The 21,171-nt window shown below is 46.3% G+C and carries 19 protein-coding genes and 1 other RNA gene; 7 read left to right on the top strand and 13 right to left on the bottom strand.

Going from position 1 to position 21,171, the window contains the following annotated elements:
- Nucleotides 1–12: 12 nt before the first annotated feature.
- Complete coding sequence (locus tag OE749_RS01955) at nucleotides 13–426, bottom strand: hypothetical protein (protein WP_263710658.1); 414 nt, start codon at nucleotides 424–426, stop codon at nucleotides 13–15.
- The gene (locus tag OE749_RS01950) at nucleotides 416–1,267 is read right to left on the bottom strand and encodes a PEP-CTERM sorting domain-containing protein (protein ID WP_263710657.1); all 852 of its coding nucleotides are present in this window, start codon (nucleotides 1,265–1,267) and stop codon (nucleotides 416–418) included. Before OE749_RS01950 ends, OE749_RS01955 begins: the two co-directional genes overlap by 11 nt.
- Before the next feature lie 348 nt (nucleotides 1,268–1,615).
- Here OE749_RS01950 and OE749_RS01945 point away from each other — a divergent pair, with 348 nt between their 5' ends.
- On the top strand, nucleotides 1,616–3,421 hold the full coding sequence (locus tag OE749_RS01945; protein WP_263710656.1) for a M2 family metallopeptidase: 1,806 nt from the start codon (nucleotides 1,616–1,618) through the stop codon (nucleotides 3,419–3,421).
- 245 nt (nucleotides 3,422–3,666) lie between these two features.
- Here OE749_RS01945 and ssrS read toward each other — a convergent pair.
- A non-coding RNA gene (gene ssrS, locus OE749_RS01940) (6S RNA) lies at nucleotides 3,667–3,849 on the bottom strand.
- A gap of 48 nt (nucleotides 3,850–3,897) precedes the next feature.
- Nucleotides 3,898–4,110, bottom strand: a complete 213-nt coding sequence (locus OE749_RS01935; RefSeq protein WP_263710655.1) for a cell division protein ZapA — start codon at nucleotides 4,108–4,110, stop codon at nucleotides 3,898–3,900.
- Between the two features lie 172 nt (nucleotides 4,111–4,282).
- On the opposite strand from OE749_RS01935, the gene OE749_RS01930 reads away from it, so the two are divergent.
- The 4 genes from OE749_RS01930 to OE749_RS01915 are packed head-to-tail and all read left to right on the top strand — an operon-like array spanning nucleotide 4,283 to nucleotide 8,675.
- Nucleotides 4,283–4,852: a UPF0149 family protein gene (locus OE749_RS01930; RefSeq protein WP_263710654.1), complete on the top strand. Its 570-nt coding sequence runs from the start codon at nucleotides 4,283–4,285 to the stop codon at nucleotides 4,850–4,852.
- Complete coding sequence (pepP, locus tag OE749_RS01925) at nucleotides 4,852–6,174, top strand: Xaa-Pro aminopeptidase (RefSeq protein ID WP_263710653.1); 1,323 nt, start codon at nucleotides 4,852–4,854, stop codon at nucleotides 6,172–6,174. Before OE749_RS01930 ends, pepP begins: the two co-directional genes overlap by 1 nt.
- Nucleotides 6,175–6,195: 21 nt before the next feature.
- The gene (gene ubiH, locus OE749_RS01920; protein ID WP_263710652.1) at nucleotides 6,196–7,452 is read left to right on the top strand and encodes a 2-octaprenyl-6-methoxyphenyl hydroxylase; all 1,257 of its coding nucleotides are present in this window, start codon (nucleotides 6,196–6,198) and stop codon (nucleotides 7,450–7,452) included.
- Complete coding sequence (locus tag OE749_RS01915) at nucleotides 7,452–8,675, top strand: FAD-dependent monooxygenase (RefSeq protein ID WP_263710973.1); 1,224 nt, start codon at nucleotides 7,452–7,454, stop codon at nucleotides 8,673–8,675. Before ubiH ends, OE749_RS01915 begins: the two co-directional genes overlap by 1 nt.
- A gap of 2 nt (nucleotides 8,676–8,677) precedes the next feature.
- Here OE749_RS01915 and OE749_RS01910 read toward each other — a convergent pair whose 3' ends face one another.
- From OE749_RS01910 to OE749_RS01890, 5 genes are all read right to left on the bottom strand, one after another.
- Complete coding sequence (locus tag OE749_RS01910) at nucleotides 8,678–8,899, bottom strand: hypervirulence associated TUDOR domain-containing protein (RefSeq protein ID WP_263710651.1); 222 nt, start codon at nucleotides 8,897–8,899, stop codon at nucleotides 8,678–8,680.
- Between the two features lie 113 nt (nucleotides 8,900–9,012).
- Nucleotides 9,013–10,566 carry an amidohydrolase family protein gene (locus OE749_RS01905; RefSeq protein ID WP_404828114.1) on the bottom strand — a complete coding sequence of 518 codons (1,554 nt, stop codon included), beginning with the start codon at nucleotides 10,564–10,566 and terminating at the stop codon, nucleotides 9,013–9,015.
- A 108-nt stretch (nucleotides 10,567–10,674) separates the two neighbouring features.
- Nucleotides 10,675–11,979 carry an MFS transporter gene (locus OE749_RS01900; RefSeq protein ID WP_263710649.1) on the bottom strand — a complete coding sequence of 435 codons (1,305 nt, stop codon included), beginning with the start codon at nucleotides 11,977–11,979 and terminating at the stop codon, nucleotides 10,675–10,677.
- A gap of 219 nt (nucleotides 11,980–12,198) precedes the next feature.
- Nucleotides 12,199–13,209, bottom strand: coding sequence for a LacI family DNA-binding transcriptional regulator (locus tag OE749_RS01895; protein ID WP_263710648.1), 1,011 nt, complete (start codon nucleotides 13,207–13,209; stop codon nucleotides 12,199–12,201).
- Between the two features lie 63 nt (nucleotides 13,210–13,272).
- Nucleotides 13,273–14,820, bottom strand: coding sequence for a trehalase family glycosidase (locus OE749_RS01890; protein WP_263710647.1), 1,548 nt, complete (start codon nucleotides 14,818–14,820; stop codon nucleotides 13,273–13,275).
- 309 nt (nucleotides 14,821–15,129) lie between these two features.
- Between OE749_RS01890 and OE749_RS01885 the strand changes: the two genes are divergently transcribed.
- Nucleotides 15,130–17,379: a TonB-dependent receptor gene (locus OE749_RS01885; RefSeq protein WP_263710972.1), complete on the top strand. Its 2,250-nt coding sequence runs from the start codon at nucleotides 15,130–15,132 to the stop codon at nucleotides 17,377–17,379.
- Nucleotides 17,380–17,480: 101 nt separating this feature from the next.
- On the opposite strand, the gene OE749_RS01880 is transcribed toward OE749_RS01885, so the two are convergent.
- Both OE749_RS01880 and OE749_RS01875 read right to left on the bottom strand, forming a co-directional pair.
- A complete protein-coding gene (locus tag OE749_RS01880; RefSeq protein WP_263710646.1) occupies nucleotides 17,481–18,383 on the bottom strand; it encodes a hypothetical protein in 903 nt (300 codons plus the stop codon).
- 103 nt (nucleotides 18,384–18,486) lie between these two features.
- The gene (locus OE749_RS01875; RefSeq protein ID WP_263710645.1) at nucleotides 18,487–18,636 is read right to left on the bottom strand and encodes a hypothetical protein; all 150 of its coding nucleotides are present in this window, start codon (nucleotides 18,634–18,636) and stop codon (nucleotides 18,487–18,489) included.
- 95 nt (nucleotides 18,637–18,731) lie between these two features.
- Between OE749_RS01875 and OE749_RS01870 the strand changes: the two genes are divergently transcribed.
- Nucleotides 18,732–19,658 (top strand): LysR substrate-binding domain-containing protein, encoded by a 927-nt coding sequence (locus OE749_RS01870; protein ID WP_263710644.1) that lies wholly within the window; start codon nucleotides 18,732–18,734, stop codon nucleotides 19,656–19,658.
- A gap of 38 nt (nucleotides 19,659–19,696) precedes the next feature.
- Here the strand turns inward: OE749_RS01870 and OE749_RS01865 are convergent, their stop codons facing one another.
- Nucleotides 19,697–20,218 carry a GNAT family N-acetyltransferase gene (locus OE749_RS01865; RefSeq protein WP_263710643.1) on the bottom strand — a complete coding sequence of 174 codons (522 nt, stop codon included), beginning with the start codon at nucleotides 20,216–20,218 and terminating at the stop codon, nucleotides 19,697–19,699.
- Between the two features lie 39 nt (nucleotides 20,219–20,257).
- Nucleotides 20,258–21,118, bottom strand: coding sequence for a LysR family transcriptional regulator (locus OE749_RS01860; protein ID WP_263710642.1), 861 nt, complete (start codon nucleotides 21,116–21,118; stop codon nucleotides 20,258–20,260).
- Nucleotides 21,119–21,171: the final 53 nt, after the last annotated feature.

Genomic DNA, 21,171 nt, shown 5'->3' with positions numbered 1-21,171 from the left:
TGGTCAAAAAAATTAATTAAAGAGCCTCGACCAAAATGATTTTTTGTCTGGGCAGGGCGCAGTATTCGTTCTAAAAATTCTGACAGACACCGTTGCTCCATGTCCCCAAGGCCACCACGCGACCATAATGTTGTTTGATGCTGTATCATCTTGAATAAGCAGTTGTTGCTTGTGGTTTAACTTAGCGAAATTTCCCGCTTTATGTTTGATTTCCAGTTGAGCACGCTTGATGGTTTTACGGTTAAACATGTTAGGAAAGTATTGCTTGAGGGTTTCCAATACATGGTGCTCATGGTCTACTGAAAATTCGGTCAGTAGCGCATTATGATGATTGTCCCAGCGCCATTCGAACTGCTCACCCAGTGCTTGGCGAACAAGAAAAGACTCTTCATTAATAAGGTTGCGCGTCGCAGGGCTATCTACCATAACGTGCTCCCACTTTTTTCTGGCGTAACCCGAATAGTCCTAACGCAAGTAAGCTCAGCCCGAGTGTAGCAGGCTCTGGTACTGCTGTGGCGGGAGAAGAATCTGTGGTAAAGCGAATATTGTCGATAGCGCCAGAGCCAGCAATGCGAAATATGACTTTGTCTGCGTCAATGCCAATAGACGACAGTAAAATGCGATTGAGTGAGTTGTCACCGAATACCGCGTTGTGCACTGGTGAATAAGCGAAAGAGGCGAAATTGTATGTGATAGATTCCATCGCATTCGCGAACGTAACGCTGGAGTGGAATATTTCATCGCATTGAATATCCACTAAATCAAAGCCGAAATCACTGATAGAAAAGTCATTAAAACTGAAGCTCAAAGTGCCGCCATAGTAATGCCCTTCGTCGTCTGGATAGTCGCAAATACCGTCAGAGCATCCCCAATTATTCTCTTGAATAACCAGGGCATTTCCCGTTTGATGTTGACTCGCATCAATACCAAACTGGGATAAGTTTGAATTGCCCCAAGATGGCCCTTCTAGATCGCGGTCGTATGCCCAGTTTGGCTTGCCCGCGTTCAAAGGGTTGTCAGGGCGAGTGTCGTAGGCCACAGCAAGATTGTGATGTCTGGCATAGTTATTTGCCTGTATCGTGACGCCGTAGTCGTCTTGGTATTGGTTGGCGATCACGGAGCCGTGATGAATGTCATTGCGATCGAAGTCGATCGTGGCAACGCCTGCATGGGCGGCTTGTCCCCATAAAGACATGAGCGCGAATGACGTCATACCCAATACGCGCAGTGTGATTGATGTCGGCGGTGTTATAACACGAGCAAACATAGTTCTTTCTCCCATCTGCACCTAACGTCTTACTGGTAGGTTTGTAGGCACTCACTTTTGTTTTTTACTTTCTAGTGAGAGGGTGTGCAACCAGATAACGCACCTAGAGTAACCGTTAATACAGACAATTTTTCAACATGGTGGTGACAGTTTACTCAGTCAAAATGGATTTTCGGTATGAGGATCATTGGATAGTTATTAAAGCCAATACCTAGCGAATGCTGTTGTGACAAAAAATGTAAATTAACGCAAATCTATTGGTGGCAGCGTTTGCCTGATATACTCTAATGTTTTCGCGCAGTCTGAATGCGCAATAATGATTATAAAGCACCCTAACAAGGAACAACTATGCAACTTAAACGTCGTATCAGTGCCATGCTGATTAGTGCGGCTTTGGGCGTAAATGCAGTCGCTCACGCTGAGCAAACATTGACAGCTCAAGATGCCAAAAACTTCGTTGATAATGCCCAACAAGAAATTGAAAAATTGCAGTATCCGGCTGCGCAAGCTGCTTGGGTTTACAGCACATACATCAATCAAGATTCTGCTGCTGTTGCTGCATATCTTGAAGAGCGTTTAATGAGTCGTGCTGCAGAAATTGCGAAAGAATCTGCAAAATTTAATGATGTAGAAGTCGATGCCGACACGCGCCGCAAACTGGATCTGATGCGATACGGTTTAACCATGCCAGCACCTGCCGACGCCAAAGCGTCTGAGCGCCTTTCGGCGATTGGCGCAGAGCTTCAAGGTATGTATGGCTCAGGTAAGTATTGCCGCAGCGAAGACGAGTGTTTCCGTCTTACAAATATGAGCAACATGATGGCAAATGAGCGTGATCATGAGTTGCTATTAGAAATATGGAAAGGCTGGCGAGACGTAGCGCCGCCGATGAAGTCGTTATATACCGAGCAAGTTAAGATTGCTAATTCGGGTGCCAAGGAGCTGGGTTTTGACGACGTTAGCCAAATTTGGCGTGGCGGATACGACATGCCAGCAGATGATTTTGCGAATGAACTTGATCGCCTGTGGGGACAAGTTAAGCCGCTTTATAACGCATTGCACTGTCATGTACGTGCTGAGCTAGGCGAACAGTACGGCACTGACGTTGTACCACAAGATAAGCCGATTCCTGCACACCTTTTGGGTAACATGTGGGCGCAAAGCTGGGGCAATATCTACGACATCGTTAAACCAGAAGAGAAGCTTGACGTTATTGATGTGACCAAAGCGCTAGAAACTCATGGGTACGATGAAATTAAAATGGTGAAGCAAGCCGAATCATTTTTCTCTTCGCTAGGTTTCGCCCCTCTACCTGAGACGTTCTGGGAGCGTTCACAGTTTAAACAGCCAGCTGATCGCGATGTTGTGTGTCATGCGTCGGCGTGGGACTTAGACGATAAAGACGATTTACGTATCAAAATGTGTATCCAGAAAACGGGTGAAGAGTTCGGTGTAATTCACCACGAGCTAGGTCACAACTATTATCAGCGTGCATATAAAGATCAACCTTTGCTTTATCGTGGTTCTGCTAACGACGGATTCCATGAAGCCATTGGTGATACCATTGCATTGTCTATTACGCCGAAATATCTCAAGCAAATTGGCTTGACTGACACTATCCCTGACGAGTCTAACGACGTAGGTATGCTGTTAAAAATGGCGTTAGATAAGATTGCTTTCGTACCATTTGGTTTACTTGTTGACCAATGGCGCTGGCGTGTATTTTCTGGCGAAATTACGCCAGAAAATTACAATACTGCATGGTGGGAATTACGCGAAAAGTATCAGGGCGTAATGGCGCCAGTTGCGCGTCCTTCTGATGCGTTTGATCCAGGTGCTAAATATCACGTGCCAGGTAATACGCCTTATACCCGCTACTTCCTTGCACATATCTTGCAATTCCAGTTCCATAGAGAGCTTTGTAAAATCGCAGGCGACAAAGGGCCAATTCACCGTTGTTCTATTTACGGTAGCGAAAAAGCCGGTAAAGCGTTGAATGAAATGCTTGAAATGGGTAAGAGCAAGCCATGGCAGGAAGCACTTGCAACGCTGACTGGAAAAGAGCAAATGGATGCAACTGCGATTATGGATTATTTTGCGCCATTGAAAACGTGGTTAGATAAGCAAAATCAGAATCGTCAGTGTGGATGGTAACTGTATTCACATATTGATACTCCCTAATGGGAGATAAAATTGCGTGACTGAGGCCGGTTTTTACCGGCCTTTTTTATTTTTGGTGTGTTGAATGTGTTCTTCGAAATCAGCGTTTAGTTAGCGTTTAAGACACCCACTTTTTCGATTTAATTTTGGAAGACTGCAAATTCAATTACGTCATGATAAAGCCGTGTTTTGAACGCCTGACGGGCAATGGAGTTTTAGTGTGTTTTTGAAAGAGAAGGGCGCCACCCAGAATGCCGCTGTTTAACGTTCGCCCTTGAACCGAAAAGTTCAGGGCGGAAGCATCATCATTGCCGTAGGCTTCTCGATACGCGCCGAGCCTGCACAAAAGCAATGCAATCAACTTCCTAAGATAAAAGCATCGGCCAGGGACATGATTAAACTGGCAAACATCCCAGGCAGCATAGAAACTGAAAATTATATTGTATGGTTGAATGATTGAGTGTTACAGATTAGTCCTTTGACTGATGCTCTGCATGACACATATTCAACGCAGTCATCATTATAATATCTTCTCGCGCAGTAAGGCCAGAACTACGTTTGGTTTCTTCTAACCGTTCGCTCAATCGTTGTGCAACCGCGTTTAATTCTTGCTCTTTTCCTTCTGGGCATCGGACTTTGTAACGCTTTCCTAGCAATGTAATGGAAACCAACGTCGATGCCATAACGTCCCAAAAAATTAACCGCTGAGTAAATAATATACGAACGAAATGCTAGGCTTTCAAGGTCAACTGTTGGAATCAATTTCCACCTGCGCTAAATCAAGGCAATTGCCTGATAAACTGGGCAATACTCTCATACAGTGATAGCATTACAGCGTTATATCAGAGGAAAATCATGTCTAACGAATCTCAGAATGCGTATGAAAAAAGCGCGATTATTCTTGAACAACACAAGATCTTAACCAGTGCATCAGAAATCCACGGGATGATGGTGGGAATGTTGTCTGGTGGAATGTCACTAGATAACCGTGATTGGTTAGAGCCACTGGCCGATTTTATCAATGAAGGCGAGGCGCTTTCAGATGAGGTTAAACAGCATTTATTGGCTGTATTTAACGATACGTGCCAGCAATTGGTAGAAACAGAATTTAGTTTAACCTTATGTTTACCCGACGATGCGGCTCCCATCAATGAGCGTGGACACGCGTTGATCGATTGGGTGCATGGTTTTATGTTGGGGTTCGGGTTGTTTCAGGCAGATTTAACGAAGTGCTCAGATGATGTAAAAGAGGCGCTTCAGGATTTCTCAGAAATTGCCAAAATGGATGAAGAAATGACGCCAGACGAAGAGTCTGAGCGCGCGTTGTTTGAAGTGGTTGAATACGTGCGCGTATCCAGCATGTTGTGCTTTAACGAGCTGGGTAAACCCGCAGAAGAAGACAAAGAAACCCCAACGGTACACTAATGCATATTTCTCAAGCTGAATTTTTGCAGCGCCGACAGGCGCTATTGGGTGCGCTGCCACCAAATAGTTTCTGTGTTGTGCCTGCTGCTCGTTTGCAGACGCGTAGCCGCGACACGGAATTTCCGTTTCGCCAAGACAGTGACTTTTATTATCTGACTGGATTCCCCGAGCCAGATGCCGTACTGCTAATGAGTAACCACGCAGATAATGATGGCGCATTATCTATATTATTTTGTTTACCGAAAGATAAACAGGCAGAAATTTGGCAAGGACGCAGAGTGGGTCCTACTGAGGCGGCGAGGCAATATGGATTTGATGAGGCTTATGCCCTAGAACACGTAGAAGATGCTTTGGTAAGTTTGATGGACGGGCATGACTATTTGTATTTTGCCCAAGGCCATGACGCCGACGCAGACAATGCCATTTTTGAAGCGTTAGCCACGTTACGAGATGCCCCTAAGCAATCAAAAACGCCACCGGCATCGCTGTGTGATGTACGCCGAATTATTCACGAGATGCGCTTGATAAAAAGTGAGGCTGAGCAAGCGGTAATGCGTGAAGCGGCGCGTATTAGTGCCAATGCCCATACACGTGCAATGAAGTGCGCTACAGCAGGTATGAAAGAATACCAACTTGAGGCAGAGCTTCATCATGAGTTTGTCTTTAATGGTGCTCGTTCGCCCGCGTATGGCACGATTGTTGGTAGCGGAGAGAATGCGTGTATTTTGCATTACACCGAGAATACTGACGCCATGCAAGATGGCGATCTTGTTTTGATTGATGCTGGTGCTGAGCTTCACGGTTATGCCGCTGATATTACCCGCACCTTTCCTGTGTCTGGTCGTTTTTCTGCGCCGCAGCGCGCGTTATATGACCTTGTTCTACGCGCGCAGGAAGAGGCGTTGAGTATTCTGAAGCCTGGAGCAACCTTGAAACAAGCCACTGACCGCACAATTGATGTGTTGTGTGAAGGCTTGATTGCGTTGGGGTTACTTAGTGGTACGGTAGAAGAGAATGTTAGCAGTCAGGCGTACCGTGCGTTTTTCATGCATGGTTTGGGACATTGGTTAGGCTTAGACGTACACGATGTGGGTGATTATAAAATTGATGGTCAAGATCGTCCGCTGAAAGCAGGCATGGTACTCACCGTAGAGCCCGGCTTATACATTGCGCCAGATGCCGATGTCGACGAACAATGGCGGGGCATCGGTATTCGAATTGAAGACAATATTTTGATCACTGAAACCGGGCATGAAAATTTAACATCGTCGGTGGTTAAATCAGCCGACGAGATTGAAGCATTAATGCAGTCATCTAAATAAGAGAGCCAATCGAACCGTATTATGAAAGTACACCCTGCTCATGATGTTGATATTGTTATCGCAGGAGGCGGCGCTGCGGGTTTGTCGCTTGCTTTGGGGCTTTGCCACAGCACCACCTTGAGTGTGGCCGTGATAGAAGCCAAGCCCTTTGATGCAGACCAACATCACCCCGGCTTTGACGCGCGAAGCGTTGCCTTAGCGCGCTATAGTATTGAACGTTTAACTGACAATGGCCTTGGTAACGCGGCGACACTCGGTAGTGCAATTAAACACATACATGTGTCAGACAAAGGGCGGCTCGGCACGTGCTCTATGCAGGCTGAACAATTTGGTGTAAACGAGCTTGGCCGTGTGATTGAATTGCATGAGTTAGGTCAGGCATTGCACCAAGCACTCACACCGTATGTGAATAAGCAGCTACAGCTTTTTTGCCCAGACAGTATAGCAGCGCTTGAGCAGCAAGATGATGGCATTCAGGTAGCACTGCAATCTGGATTACAACTACATGCAAAATTACTGGTGGTGGCAGAAGGTGCCCAATCGCCAACACGCGCTTTATTGGGGTTTGAAGTTAACGAGACGGATTATCAACAAACGGCGGTGATTGCGAATGTTACGACAAATCAGCCTCATGCAGGTCGGGCATTTGAGCGATTTACCAATACGGGGCCGGTCGCGTTGCTTCCGCTAACGTCGCATTCTCATGAGCGGTCTGCGGGAAGGTGGTCGTTGGTATGGAGTGTAAACCCGAGCGATGCAGCATCTTTACTCAATTGCTCTGAAGCACAGTTTGCACACCAACTGCAATCGGCATTTGGCTATCGAGCTGGCATTATCCAGCATGTTGGACAAAGAGGCAGCTATCCATTGAAATTGATTCATGCCTCAGAGCACATACGTCATCGCGCGGTGGTGATTGCAAATTGTGCGCAATCATTACATCCTATTGCCGGTCAAGGTTTGAACCTTGGCTTGCGAGATGTGTACAGTTTGCTTAGTGTCCTTCGAGAAGCGGTATCACTGCATCAGGATATTGGCGCATATTCTGTGTTACACCAATATCAAAGGCTTCAAAAACGCGATCAGGCTCGCACAATTTCAATGACGGACTCGTTAGTGAGGCTATTTTCTAATGACTACTTTCCCCTCACGTTTGCCCGAAATGCAGGGTTGTACGCACTTCATCAATTGTCTCCGCTTAAAAAGCAATTTGCCGACGTAGCGATGGGCAAGGGGACACGTAATCAACTGGCGCAGAGTATTAAGGAACGCACATGATGAAAGGGTTTGATGTGGTCGTAGTTGGCGGAGGCATGGTTGGTCTTGCATGTGCGCTGGCAATGAAAGACAGCCAACTAAACATTGCCGTCATTGAGTCGAATGATGCGCCAAATCAACTGTCAGATTCTCCTGGTTTGCGTGTCAGCGCGCTAAATCTCGCTTCTCGTACTCTGTTGCAAAATTTGGGGGTGTGGGAAGAGATTGAGCAAAGCCGATTACAGCCTTATCAATCAATGTATGTTTGGGAACAAGACAGTTTCGCCCATATTGAATTTGATCAGCACACGGCAGGCCAGCCTCAGTTGGGATATATCATTGAGAACCAGGTTATCACGCAGGCACTTTGGGCCAAAGTGCGCCGTACCGATCACATTCAGGTGTTTACTAACGCTAAAATCAACCAGTTTATGCAGGGACAACAAGAAACCTTCATTGCGCTGGATGATCAGACGATGCTAAGCGCTAGGCTTGTTGTTGGAGCTGATGGTGCCAACTCGTTCGTGCGCCAACAAGCAAAGTTACCAATTACCTTCTGGGATTATGAGCAATCAAGTATCGTGGCGACGGTGAAAACGGCCTTACCCCATCAAAATTGTGCTCGTCAGGTGTTTACGCCTAATGGTCCATTGGCGTTTTTACCTTTGTATGAAGACAACCTGTGCTCTATTGTGTGGTCTCAGCGCACAGAGCAAGCCAAAACGTTGATGGCGCTGAGCGACAATGACTTCAGCAAAGCCCTCACTGCCGCTTTTGATGCCAAGCTGGGGCTGTGTGAAGTGCACAGTGTTGACCAAACATCAAGGCAGATGTTTCCATTGAAAATGCGCTATGCAAGACGTTGGCTGTCTCAACGTGTTGCGTTGGTGGGAGATGCCGCGCATACGATTCATCCTCTTGCTGGACAGGGCGTGAACCTTGGGTTTATGGATGCTGCTGCGCTGGCTGAAACCGTCGTGGCATTACATGAGCAGGGCAAAGATATTGGTGACGAAGCGTTATTGCGATCTTATGAACGCTGGCGCAAGGCTGAAGCCGCAAAAATGATTGCGGCAATGGAAGGTTTCAAGCGTTTGTTTGATGGCGCTAACCCCCTTAAAAAGCTCGTTCGAGATATTGGCCTGACCGTGGTTGATGCGATGCCTTTTGCTAAAGAGCATATCGTACAGCAAGCAATGGGTTTAACGGGCGATTTACCTCAAATGGCAAAGCTTGCTAAATAGCTTTAGCTGGCTTTGCTGATTTCTGAGGCAAGCTTTAACACTTCTGCCCCGTCTTGTTGCTCAATCAAATAGGCTGGATTGTTGGGGCTTGCGTCCCGTGTTACATCTTCGCCTTGCAAGGTGAGGGTGACTGAATCGGTATACTTGTCTCGTATATACCCTTCACCAAAGCCCTTTCCCCATCGCCACTTTACCTTTTCGTTAGTATGGTAATCGCTAGCCATCACGTTGCCCTATAGATTTGGTTGTACGTGCATTCAAATACGTACAACCTTGAAAATTGGATTTGCACGACTGCCATACGAATGGCTTTAGGCCAAAAGAGCCTGCGAGCTTGCTAGTTCCCCGCATCTGCTTTTGCTTGTTTTACGATGTTTCTGACATCCCTGAGCAACGCTTTAGCGTCATATAAAATGCCGTCTTTCATTGTGTAAACCACGCCGCCCACGCGAACCGGTTGGTTGTCGTCGTTAAGACGGTAGTGTCCGGTTCCGTATAGCACTTTGAAATTTTGAAGAGGATTGTGATCCGTAATCACTAGGTCTGCCAGTTTGCCTACGCTGATAGATCCAATGCTATCTTGCATTCCCAATGCTTGTGCGCCATTAAGCGTCGCGGCTTGAATCACCTCAAGTGGCGAGAATCCTGCCTCTTGCAAAAGCTCAAGTTCACGAATGTAGCCAAACCCATAAATCTTATAGATATAGCCTGAGTCTGAACCGGTTGTTACGCGTCCACCGTGGTTTTTGTAATCATTTAGAAAGGCCATCCAGCGTTGGTAGTTCTTTTTCCACGCAATTTCGTTGGCTGTCGTCCAGTCAAACCAATACGATCCATGGGCATACCGAGAGGGTGTAAAGAACGCCCAAAGCGTAGGAAGGGTATATTCATCATGCCAGATCGCACGGCGCTCGCGCATCAGATCTCTGCTAGCTTCATAAATTGTCATCGTGGGATTGAGAGTAAAGTCTAGCTCAATGAGCTCGTCACGCACGTCTACCCATTTGTCGCTTCCTGGGGCTGCGGCTTGCAGCCATAAGTTTCCGGCCTCTTCGAAACGGTGCTGCTCGTCGTTGTAATTATACGTGGCGGGGTAGTCTTGGATAACCTGGTTTTCAAACAGTGCTTCAGGTAATCCATACCAGTGTTCCATGGTGGTCAATCCTAAGCGTGCAGAGTCAAGGGCGTTCATGCCCATCACGTTGAGCTGGGCGTGGTGCATGGCTGAGCCCATATCCCGTTTTTCTAATTCATCGAGCGCGGCTTCCATGATGTCAGGTGCTGCACCAAAGAACTTAATACCTTTTGCACCTTGCGCCTGTGCTTGTTTTACAAACTCTCTTGCTTGTTCTGGACGCGTGAATTGTCTTACCTCTTTGCCGACAAATCCTTTGTAGGGGACAATGCGCGGTGCAACAATGGTGTTATTGTCACTTCTTCGAACGTGATCCATGACCCAGTCCATACCATTGAAGCTACCTGGCTCTCTGACTGTGGTAATGCCGTGACCGAGCCACAGCTTAAGCACATACTCGGCTGGAATATTGTCTGCCGAGCCACCAATATGACCATGCATATCAATAAACCCAGGCATGACATATTTTCCTGTCAGGTCGATTTCTTTATCGCCAGTTTGTGCGTTGGGACGGCTACTGTCTAATACTGGAACGCCAGGATGACCGACACTGATAATATCAGTAATTCGATTGCCTTCGATAACAATATCCACCGGTCCTCTGGGAGGCGCGCCTTCACCATTAATTAACGTCCCACCACGTAAAATAACGCGCTCAAAAGGACCTTGCCCCTCGTTTGCTTTTCTGTCGGGTGCGGGCGCTCCCGGTTTGGCAGAGGCTGAAAGCGACAGCATAATCATCGCAACAGAAAACATGCGCATGATAAGAGGTGAACATGTAGACAACATGGCGAATTCCCTTTTGAACAGTTTTCTTCAACCCTACCTGAAAACGTGCCTTATTTCATGGTTTTAGTGTTCATACTATTGTACGTCAGGTGATGTTTTTTCGAGTTTCAGACGGTACATAAATAAGCTAAAGAGCAAGATGCTCATGGGAATTAGCATGAAGTAAAACGCGGTCTGACCGTTAAAGTAATCGAAAATTGTGCCTGTAATCAAGCTGCCAAGGGTGCCTCCTAGCGCAGAGAAAATGATAATCAGCCCCGTCATGGAAGCATGCTTGTGTTTAGGCAACGCTGTGAGTACCACCGAATTGATAGCTGGATATATCGGAGCCATAAACAATCCGATGAGAGGCAATGCAAAGGCCGCCGCAGGAATATCGTGCCATTGAGTAATCTGTAAAGAGGCATCGATTCCCCACGTTAGTGGAATAATACTCAACATTAAGATGGCCATCGCAGTGATGCAAAAGGCAAGAAAGGTAAACCAATGCATGCGCCTAAGTATTACGCCTGCGCCCAAGCGACCGATTGCAAGGCACGCCGCGAAGATACTGGTAATTTGCACACTAAGGTTATTTGCAAGGCCAATCACATCTTTATTAAATGTAGGAAGCCAAGTACCAATACCTTGTTCAATAAGTACGTAGAAAAATGCACATAAGATAAACATTAAAACAAAAGGTAAGGCCAGTAAGCTTAACATTGATGTTATCCCTGTTGCTTCGCTAGCTTCGTTGCCTGCAACTGTCACTGTTGTATTTTCAGGTGAGGCAAGCTTGGGAAATTGTGTCAAACCAATAAGCACCATATTTAATAAACACCCCAGGGCAAGCAACCAATAGACATTTAACCACGAATTCGAGGCGGGGTTTTGAGGGTCGATGAAATGAGCGAATAACCAATATCCACTTAACACGCCCACCATAAAACAGCCCTCTACAATGTTCATGTTCGAGGCGTGGTGCTTTTGTGTAGCAGAAATAAGCCCCAGCAATGCATACACCGAAACTTTGATAAGCGCGAAGCTAATGCCCACACTCATGAACAACATTTTCGTCATAAAAAATGACGAGAACAGCGGCATTAACGCGCAAGTAATGGCGACGCACCCCATACCCAACAGCATGGCAGGCTTGAAACCAAAGCGTGGCAAGTAAGAGGCAACAAAAAAGGAAACAAGGGCGATCGGTAAGTCTTTAAATCCTTCGAGGGCACTTGCGGCCGTTTTTGAGATCTTGAAGGTTTCAATAGACTGTAGGATGACGGTGCCAACACTGTTCAGCAATATCGCAAAAATAAAATAGGTCACGATCAGGCAGATCAAGACTTGAAGTGATCCCATTGAGGTTAATGCTGATGATGTTGTAGAGGGTTTTACCATTACTGCACTCATGTAAACAAAATGTTTAATTCTTTATTGCATTTTACTCATTGTTGGGTGGATTGCAAACGATTGCAATGATTTGTTACGCGTAACAAAAATTAGCAAGCATTAGCTATGCAGTCGTCAAAGTGAGCAGACGGTGATGTGCACCGTCGAAGATACACCACTTGGCTGAACGCGACATGATTGCCGCGTATTCATTCGACAATAAGGCGATTAATTTGCCTCGGAGCTTCCACGAATAATCAGGTTCGTCGCTAACACAACAGACTCGCAGGGCGCGCCTGACATTTTTTTGAAAAGCTGCTCGACCAAGTATTGCCCGCCCAATTGTGTGTCTTGACGAATACTCGATAAAGCCGGAGTCACGTAGGCCGATACCGCAACATCGTCATATCCCACAACGGCCACTTGCTCAGGAATAGGAATGTTGGCTTCATTTAGCGCTTTAAGAAATCCAAGTGCGATAGAATCACTGGCAGCGACGACCGCATCGTAAATAAAGTGTCCAGAGGCAATTAACGATTTGGCGACTTGATATGCATCTTCATGGGTAAAGTGCGTTTCTAGGTGGTGAGTATAGTGAAAGCCAGCATTACGGAGTGCTTGCTTATACCCTGCAAAACGTTTCTCGGTCTCAAAAGAAAGGTGGCCTGCAAAACAGATGTTATTGCGGTTTTGCGCTAATAGATGCTCCGTCGCTAATTGGCCGCCCAGAAAGTTGTCAGTGCCAACTGTGATATATTGCAGCTCGTCGGCCAGTTCGCCCCAAATCACAACGGGTAACGACGGGTCAACGTGTTGCTTAAATGTATGAATATCGTCACCCTGACCAAACAGAATCAGGCCATCGGCTTTTTTCTCATCAACAAATTGCTTAATTTTGTGAAGGGACTGCGTTGTGACTGTCGTGACCAGAAGATCGTAATTTCTGCGACTCAACTCATCTGCAATCGCACCGACTAAGCTTAATACAAAAGGCTCTGAGGCTGATTGATCTTCCTCTGACTGCTTTACCAAAATAACCGCAATGGTATTCGATTTTTGGGTGCGTAAATTTCGTGCCAGTGTATTGATTTGAAAATTCATCTCACTGGCAATGGCTTGAATGCGCTGCTTGGTTTTGTCGTTCACCAAGTGACTGTTATTAAGGGCCCGCGACACGGTTGATTCTGAAACACCCGCCGCTTTGGCTACATCGGTAAGTGTGTGCGCTTTATTACTCATTACAACTATTGTACTTCTTATTAGATCAGAAGTTATATCACGGAATCGGTCTGCGGTGCAGACTTATTCGTAGTCTTGAAGCTTGGCGATAAACATGCGAGTGACTCCATTCGTCCAGCCAAAACCTGATTGCACCTCGTATTCACCGCCACTGGCTGCAATATCAGGCGTGACGACATTGTATTTTTCCATGATGGTGTGATGTTGCTGAAAAAATGCATCTACTGTGTGCACCCAACGAGACATGACTTCTTTGGCGAAACTGCGATCATCGTATTGCTCTGCCCCAATAACGGCAAACCATTGAAGGGGAGCCCAACCATTGGGGCTATCCCATTGTTGATGACTGAGCTGGGTGGTGGTGACTAATCCTCCGGTTTCTAAAAAATCGCGCTTGAGTGTGGCTAATACTGACTTGGCTTGTGCGCGGCTAGCCAGTTTAAAAAACAGGGGTAAGGTGGCCGCGAGGGAGGCAACCGTTGATTGCGTATGGGTTTGAATATTGTAATCAAAGTAAAAGGCGCTTTGACTATTCCAGCAGAACCGATTGATTGCATCTGCTCTGTTGTCGGCGCGGGTTTTGAAGTGATTTGCCTTAATGCTATCTTTGCCCGTATACAGCTTATGTAACGTGTTTTCCAGATTCCACAATAAGCAGTTTAAATCTATCGGCACGATGTTTGTGGTGTTGATTGAATCAAGCGCATCAGGCGACGTCAACCAGCGGGTGCTAAAGTCCCAACCAGATTCACAAGCCGCACGAATGTGGCGGTAAAACGCTGCGGCATCAGCAGGCGTTTTACCCGCAGCGAGTGCGATGTCTTCCTCATAAGATTCAGGCCTTGGGGTTGCTAGCTCGTCCCAATAGCGATTTAGTATGCTGCCATCAGGCATTTTTACTACACGCTTTTCACTGGTAGCTGCTCCAGATTTTAGGGTACTTTCGCCGCGCATCCAAAAGGCATGCTCTTTTTCGAGCATCGGAAGTGCTTGTTCTAAAAATGTATGATCATCGTTGGTCCATTTGTTCTCACATATCAAAGAAACCATCAAAGCCAGCACCGGCGGCTGAGAACGGCTCACATAATACAATCGATTGCCGTTTGGGATGCACAGTTGACTATTTTGCAGGTGGAGAAAGTTCTTGGTCATAGATAATACAAGGGATTCATGACCATCTTGTGCTAGTCCTAGTGCCGAAAAGTAGCTGTCCCAGTAATAAATTTCACGAAACCGACCACCTGGAACCAAATACGCGTTGGGTAAGGGAAGCAAGCTATTAGCCTCGTTCTTATCTGGCGATCTTCGAAGCTGCTGCCACATCGTTTGAATATGGGACAAGAGGTGGGGTGGCGCATCATAATCTGTGTTCAGGGCATCAATCAACGGCGCAGGCAGGGTAAAAAAGCGAAGAATAAATTGTGCTAAGTCGAATGTTTCACTGAGTTTTTCTGCCTGATACGCGCTGTTAATATCGCTAAATGGTGCTTTAAGTGTGGCGTCGGCAAATAATTTGCTGTCGCTGAATAGTTCCGCCATTTGAATATCTGCAAATAATTCGCTAGTTAAAAAGGCGTGTATGTCAGAACTCGCTATATGTGAAGCGTGCATGAATGTGTATTCCTCATAGATACCCTAATACGCACCAAACTCAAGTGCCTCTCATGTGAGGAATGCGACACTGTTCATTTAGTCATATTGAGTTTACCTGTTAAAAAAAATATTGCAATCGATTGCATTCGTTCATATAGTAAACAAAAAATTAACAATTCGAAACCAGAGGCACAGGTTATGAACACAAGGCTTTCATCACAACTTGCTACGAAGTTAACAACTCAATCTACGTTATACACCCAAACACACACACGTTTTTCTGTACGTGCTTTATCTCTTGCAGTGTCATTAGGACTTGCCAGTGGGATGTCTGGTGTTGCTTATGCACAAGCGACATCCGAGATTTCATCCGAGATTTCATCCGAGACGTCGTCTGAAGCTACGCAGCAGGAAAATATGGTTGAGCAAATTATCGTAACAGGAACCGCCAGCGGTAAATCGATGCGAAAGGTAGATACGAGTTTTGCGATTACCTCGTTGAATGCTGACAACATCAAAAAGCTGGCACCCAAGAGCACGGCTGATATTTTTAAAGCCGTGCCTGGCGTGTGGGCCGAGAGTTCAGGCGGTGTCTCTGGTGCGAATGTTTATGTGCGAGGGTTTCCCAGTACAGGCGACGCGCCGTTTTTAACCGTGCAACTCCAAGGTGTACCGGTTTTCCAGCCTCCCACACTGTCTTTTTTAGAAAACTCGACCCTGTTTCGTTTTGATGAAACCATTTCCTTCATGGATGGACTCCGTGGTGGCCCGAATTCCGTGGTGTCGAATGGTCAACCCGGCCTAACAACCAACTTTATTCTTAAAGAAGGCGGCGATACGACGGAAGGGTTAGTAAAGTACACGACATCTAGCTATGACCTACAGCGTATTGATGGTGTAGTAAGCGGTGCCATCTCTGACGACCTTTACTTTATGATGGGTGGCTACGTTCAGCAAAGCAGCGGCATTCGAGATGCGGGTTTTAACTCTGAAAAAGGGCATCAGTTTACGGTTAACATCACCAAAGAGCTGGATAACGGGAAAATTAACCTTTTCACTCGCATCACAGATGATCACGGTACGTGGTATTTACCCACGCCGTTAGTAGAAGGCGTTGACAATGAATATACGCAAATCGGCACGCTAAATCGTCAGGCGACCATTGCATACGGGCCTGATGGTACGAAGCAAGCGTTCGATTTTGGCAATGGCCGAGGGTGGGACGGCTCAATTTCTGGCGGTTCAATCAACCTTGAATTGGGTAACGGTTGGACGTTTGTTGACCGTTTTGCCTACACAAGTGGTAAAGCTGACACGTATGGCTTAGTGCCTGAAGGGAGCCCTGTACAACTAAGCTCGGTTGCTGACAATGGTGCAAGCGCAGTAGGTGCAACCACGGGCAATGTGTATGAAGGCGACACCTTGGTTCAGCAAATTGGTCGCTGGGTTGTGTTAAAAGACATTGAAGCTTTCACTAACGACTTAGCTGTGACAAAAGATGCAGAGGCCTATCAATTCACCGTAGGTCTATATAGCTCAGACTTTTCTGCCAAAGATTGGTGGGCACTGGGGAATCAGGCGTATCACGTAATTGCGCCAGGCGGTGAAAACCTCACCGGCATCGACTGTAATGATAATGAAGACACCTGTACGTGGGATTACGATATCAACAGTGTTGGTGATGGGCAAACTACCGCCGTGTATGGTGCATTTGAATATCGCTTTACCGAGGCATTGTCGGCAGATATTGGCCTTCGTCGTGAAAATCACGAAATTGAATACACCGTTGATGAGGGACTAGATGGTGTGATCACCAAGGCTGTGCAATATGATGAAAGTGCAACAGGATGGACTGCGGGCGTCAATTATCAACTTGCATCTAACACTGGGGTGTTCTTTAGAGCGAGTGAGGGCAGCAAGATGCCTTATTTTGATGATTTTCGCGATAACTATGGCGCATATTTAGATGGCGAAGATCTTATGCGCGACATCACTCAATACGAAATCGGTTATAAGTTGGCAGAGAAAAACCTGAGCTTCTATGCGACAGGCTTTTTCAATGAAGTCGAGGGCGATATTTTCGTGCGCCGTCCGGGTGCGCCTGCTGAAACCTTCACCTCTGAAGCGTATGGTATTGAGCTAGATGCCGCTTATTATCACGATAGCGGTTTTTCTATTAGCGTAAATGCCACGCTTCAAGACACTGAAATCACCAAAAGTGCAAACAACGAAGGAAATGAGTTAGAGCGTCAACCTGGGTGGCAGCTTCGCGCGACACCGAGCTATGAATTTGATCTGCAAGGCTTTACTGCGAATCTGTACGGAACCCTCATTGCGGTTGATGATCGCTTTGCATCTAACGACAACAACCCTAACCAAATTCTTGAAGGGTATGAGCAAATTGATTTGGGATTAACGCTAATGTCTGATCAGGGCTTAAAGTTTGAAGTGGCCATGCAAAACGTGACGGATGAAGAAGGGTTAACCGAGGGTGATCCACGTAACCCTACTGCACCCAATGGGCGTTTCATTATGCCAAGAACTGCCACATTTAGCGTAAGTTATGAGTTCTATTAATGTGAGTAGGTGTTAATTCGACGGTCAAAAACTGGCTAGTGGTACGTCCCGATGTGTAAGTGCCTATCGGGACGTTTTTCATGCTGACAACGTTACAACTGTTACTGCCGTTTTTTATGAAAATCACACACAGCGTAGCGTTTATCAACGGCATCCATCCATAGTTGCCTGTCATCAATGGGAAAATCTTCAGGTAATAATGGATTTTCTAAGCAGTGCACCAAACGTCCTTTGATTGGATCACTGTCAAAAACAGGTTTGTGCATAGGGTAATTCAAAAATAGCGCATCAAAACTGCCATCGCGTTGGGCGTTTTTAAGTCCGACGTACAACCGTTCCGCTAATTCGGGTGAACGTGGTGAGGTGAAAAAGTAAATGGCGGTGGGATAGACGAGCAAGTGCTTTGCTTCTAAGGAAAAAACGTTGCGATTAAGGTTTTCGCACTCATAATATCCTTCTAAGATATTGCGAGGAATATGCTGAATATCTGGTCGAAGTAACATGGCAAAGAAGTTTTCATGGGTCGATGACCCCCTTACCCGATAGCCGTTATGGGTTAAAATTTCCATGTCGGGCCAATCGTGCCCTTGGAGTGCCAGCCGCCGTTTAAACCCCTCAGTGGTGGTGATTTTATCGAAAATCGGTTGAGACTCTTTGAGTATCATTGAAACGCGGTATCCCATTAGCCCGCGAAGCAAAGGGATTTTCACGGCAGTAAACCGGTCTTCACGATCTTGTGAGGTCATGGTCCACACAACATCGATCATACCCAAATGCAGGCTTTGCAGTTGTCGATTTTGCAGCATGGGCACCGCAACAGGCTGCAATACATAGTCGCCATGGCTGTCACGGCTTTTTTCCAATGCTAATCGCAGAACTTCAATGTAATAGTCTTTTTGAGGATCTACCGCTTCGGTTTTATCTACAAACTTAACGATGGTTCGGCTATCAGCCGACACGCTAAAGAAAGCTAACGCGAATAGGCCACAGACGAATAATCGCATCTGCTGTCTCCACATCAAGTTTACTCAGGGGCGTGAATTAACACTAGCACAGGAATGACAAGACGATAGCGATTTATTCATGTTTACCTTAGCACGACAAATTTTACTTATACGTAGATAGCGATTCTGTATCTACGCTGTCCCACTGTTTGACTAACCAGAATACGGCTATAAAAAGCACAAGGTTAATTGAAAGGAATAGAGATTTCTCTTCTTTAAATCCATTATTATATTTGCTTTTTAGTATGTCCATGATTGCCTCCTTGTCTTTGTTTTGAGTTGATATTGTGGTGTAGATATGATCACAATACGAACAATCCTTTTTAACCAGTAATATAAGATTAACTTATGAATAATCGTTTGCGATTCCTTCCCTTTCTGCGTGCATTTGAAGCGTCAGCACGGCATCAGAGCTATAGCAAAGCAGCGTCAGAACTCTCGGTGACACAAGCTGCCATTAGCCAGCAAATGCGCAATCTGGAATCTCAATTGGGGGTTAAACTCTTTGAGCGCGTGGGGCGGGGTATGCAGCTTACGCGCGCAGGGCGAGTGTTGGCCGAGCATGTGACCGACGGAATTGAAACCATATCTCGTGGCTTAAATTTGGTGAGTGAAGAAGAAGAAGCGGGTGTACTCACGGTCACTGCGCCGCCGTCTTTTTCTTCCTATTGGTTGGTGCCGCGACTATGGCAGTTTTCACAGTTGCGCCCTGATATCGCTATTCGTATTGTTTCCTCTACCCAGTACGAAGATTTATTGCATTCCGATATTGATGTCGCAATTCGTCAGGATTTTCAGGCAACAACTAAGTTACATTGCGAGCACTTATACTCTGATCCTGTGTTCGCCTTTTGCTCACCTGAACTTCTTAATAAAGTGGCAATTAATCAGCCAGAAGATGTTTTGTCATGTTGGCTGGTTCAGCCACCAGAACCAACGCCCTATTGTTGGACGGCTTGGTTAAATCGCGCAGGCGTTAATACCCAAGGAATTAACAAAGACACTGTTGAAATTACCACATGGGAAATGAGTATCAATGCGGTATTGGGCGGGCAGGGCATTTGCTTGGCGGCCAATAGCATTGCTTCTGAGTTGGAAAGGCGAGGGGCATTGGTTCGCTTGTTTGACGTGGCGCTTTGCCCCGGTGTAAGTTATTCACTGGTGTATGACGACACCTCTCCCCGTACCAAACGTATCGAAGCATTCACTCAATGGATGAAAGGCGAAATGCTGCGCCAGAACCTCTCTGACCAGGCGAGGTTATGTGAGCTTTAACAAGCATGCTGGCGCATGGCAAAAGAGATTAAAAAATACTACAGCGGCTGTAAACTCAATAAACTGCATTTGGTGTCGAAGTAATCTACGTATTGACGAAATCGCATGCCGAGTTTTTCCAGTACACGAATAGATGCGTGGTTTTCTGGAATAGCTATCCCCAACATATTGGTCAATCCGCATTGTTCGAGGCCGTATTGTAGGGTAATAGAGGCGGTTTGGGTTGCCAATCCTTTCCCCCAATATTCAGGCAAAAAACGATAGCCGACATCGGCATGACCAAATTCTGGTAGATACTTAATGCCACTAAAACCTATTAACTTGCCTGATGCTTTATCGATACAAGCGTGACGCCCGTATCCGTAGGTTTCGTAATCGGCGAGAGGGCCGTTACGCAAATACTCTCGTGTTTCTTCTACCGTTGATTCTGGCTCTTTGATGTATTTCATTACCAACGGGTTTTGATTTACCGCGTTTAGCGCGGCGGCATCATCAAGTGTGAGTGGACGTAGAATAAACGTATCCGTTTCAAATGTGGGCATTGCGCCGTGTGTTGTCATTGTGTCATCCGTGTTTTTTATAGGCAGCCGTTAACACTACTACATCGTGGCGGCTTGACCAAGCCGTGCTTTAATAAATTCTGACAGCGTTTTACTAACTTGCGGATGCTGCGTGTCTTGATTGAATAAACAAATTTTAATGGTGCCCAAATGGGGAAGGTGGCGGTGTTTAATAATGGTTAATTCTGAAGGACGGCTGCTTCGAGCCAGCGCGGTGATGCCTAACCCTTGGCGAATAGCGGCAATGAGGCCATACAAATCGGCATTGGTATAGGCGATGCGCCATGCGGTTGTTTGCTGTTTCAGGCGTTCAATAACGCGACTACGGTATACGCAGCCTTCAGGCGCCAACACCAGTGAAAGCATGTGTTGCGTTTGTGGGCGAGTACGATCGCCCACCCAAACCAGTTCGTCTTCAAGTACCACTTCGCCGCGGGTTTCTTCTTCAGGGTGTACGAGCGCCAATATTAAATCAAACTGCGAACGGTAACTTTCACTGAGTAAATGACGGCTTAGCGACGACGTAACTTCAAGGGTCACGTCGGGATAGAGCTTGCTAAATTCGCCAATCACACCGGGCAACAGGGTATTGGCAAATTCACTGGGAATGCCTAACCGTAGTCGGCCCGTTAAGTGGGTTTGTTCAAATTGCCGGAATATGTCGTCGTTAATGGCTAACATATCGCGGGCGTATTGATATAACGTTTGGCCATCGTGGTTTGCTACCTGGCGCTGTCCCACTTTTTCGAATAGCCGTTTACCTAATTGCTCTTCAAGTTTTTTTACCTGCAAACTGATTGCCGGCTGAGAGCGGCCCAACTGTTCGCCTGCCTTGGCAAAACCACCTGCGTCAATAATGGTCACAAAGGTACGTAGGTTATCGAGTGAAAGCTGTTTCATGTCAGTGTTTGCGGTTAGATGAAAATTAAGTTCATTAACTATTATAATGTGAA

The sequence above is a fragment of the Fluctibacter corallii genome (assembly GCF_025751585.1).
Lineage (GTDB): Bacteria > Pseudomonadota > Gammaproteobacteria > Enterobacterales > Alteromonadaceae > Fluctibacter_A > Fluctibacter_A corallii.
Note: the sequence above shows the minus strand (reverse complement) of the source record. Positions and strands in the feature narration are given on the sequence as shown.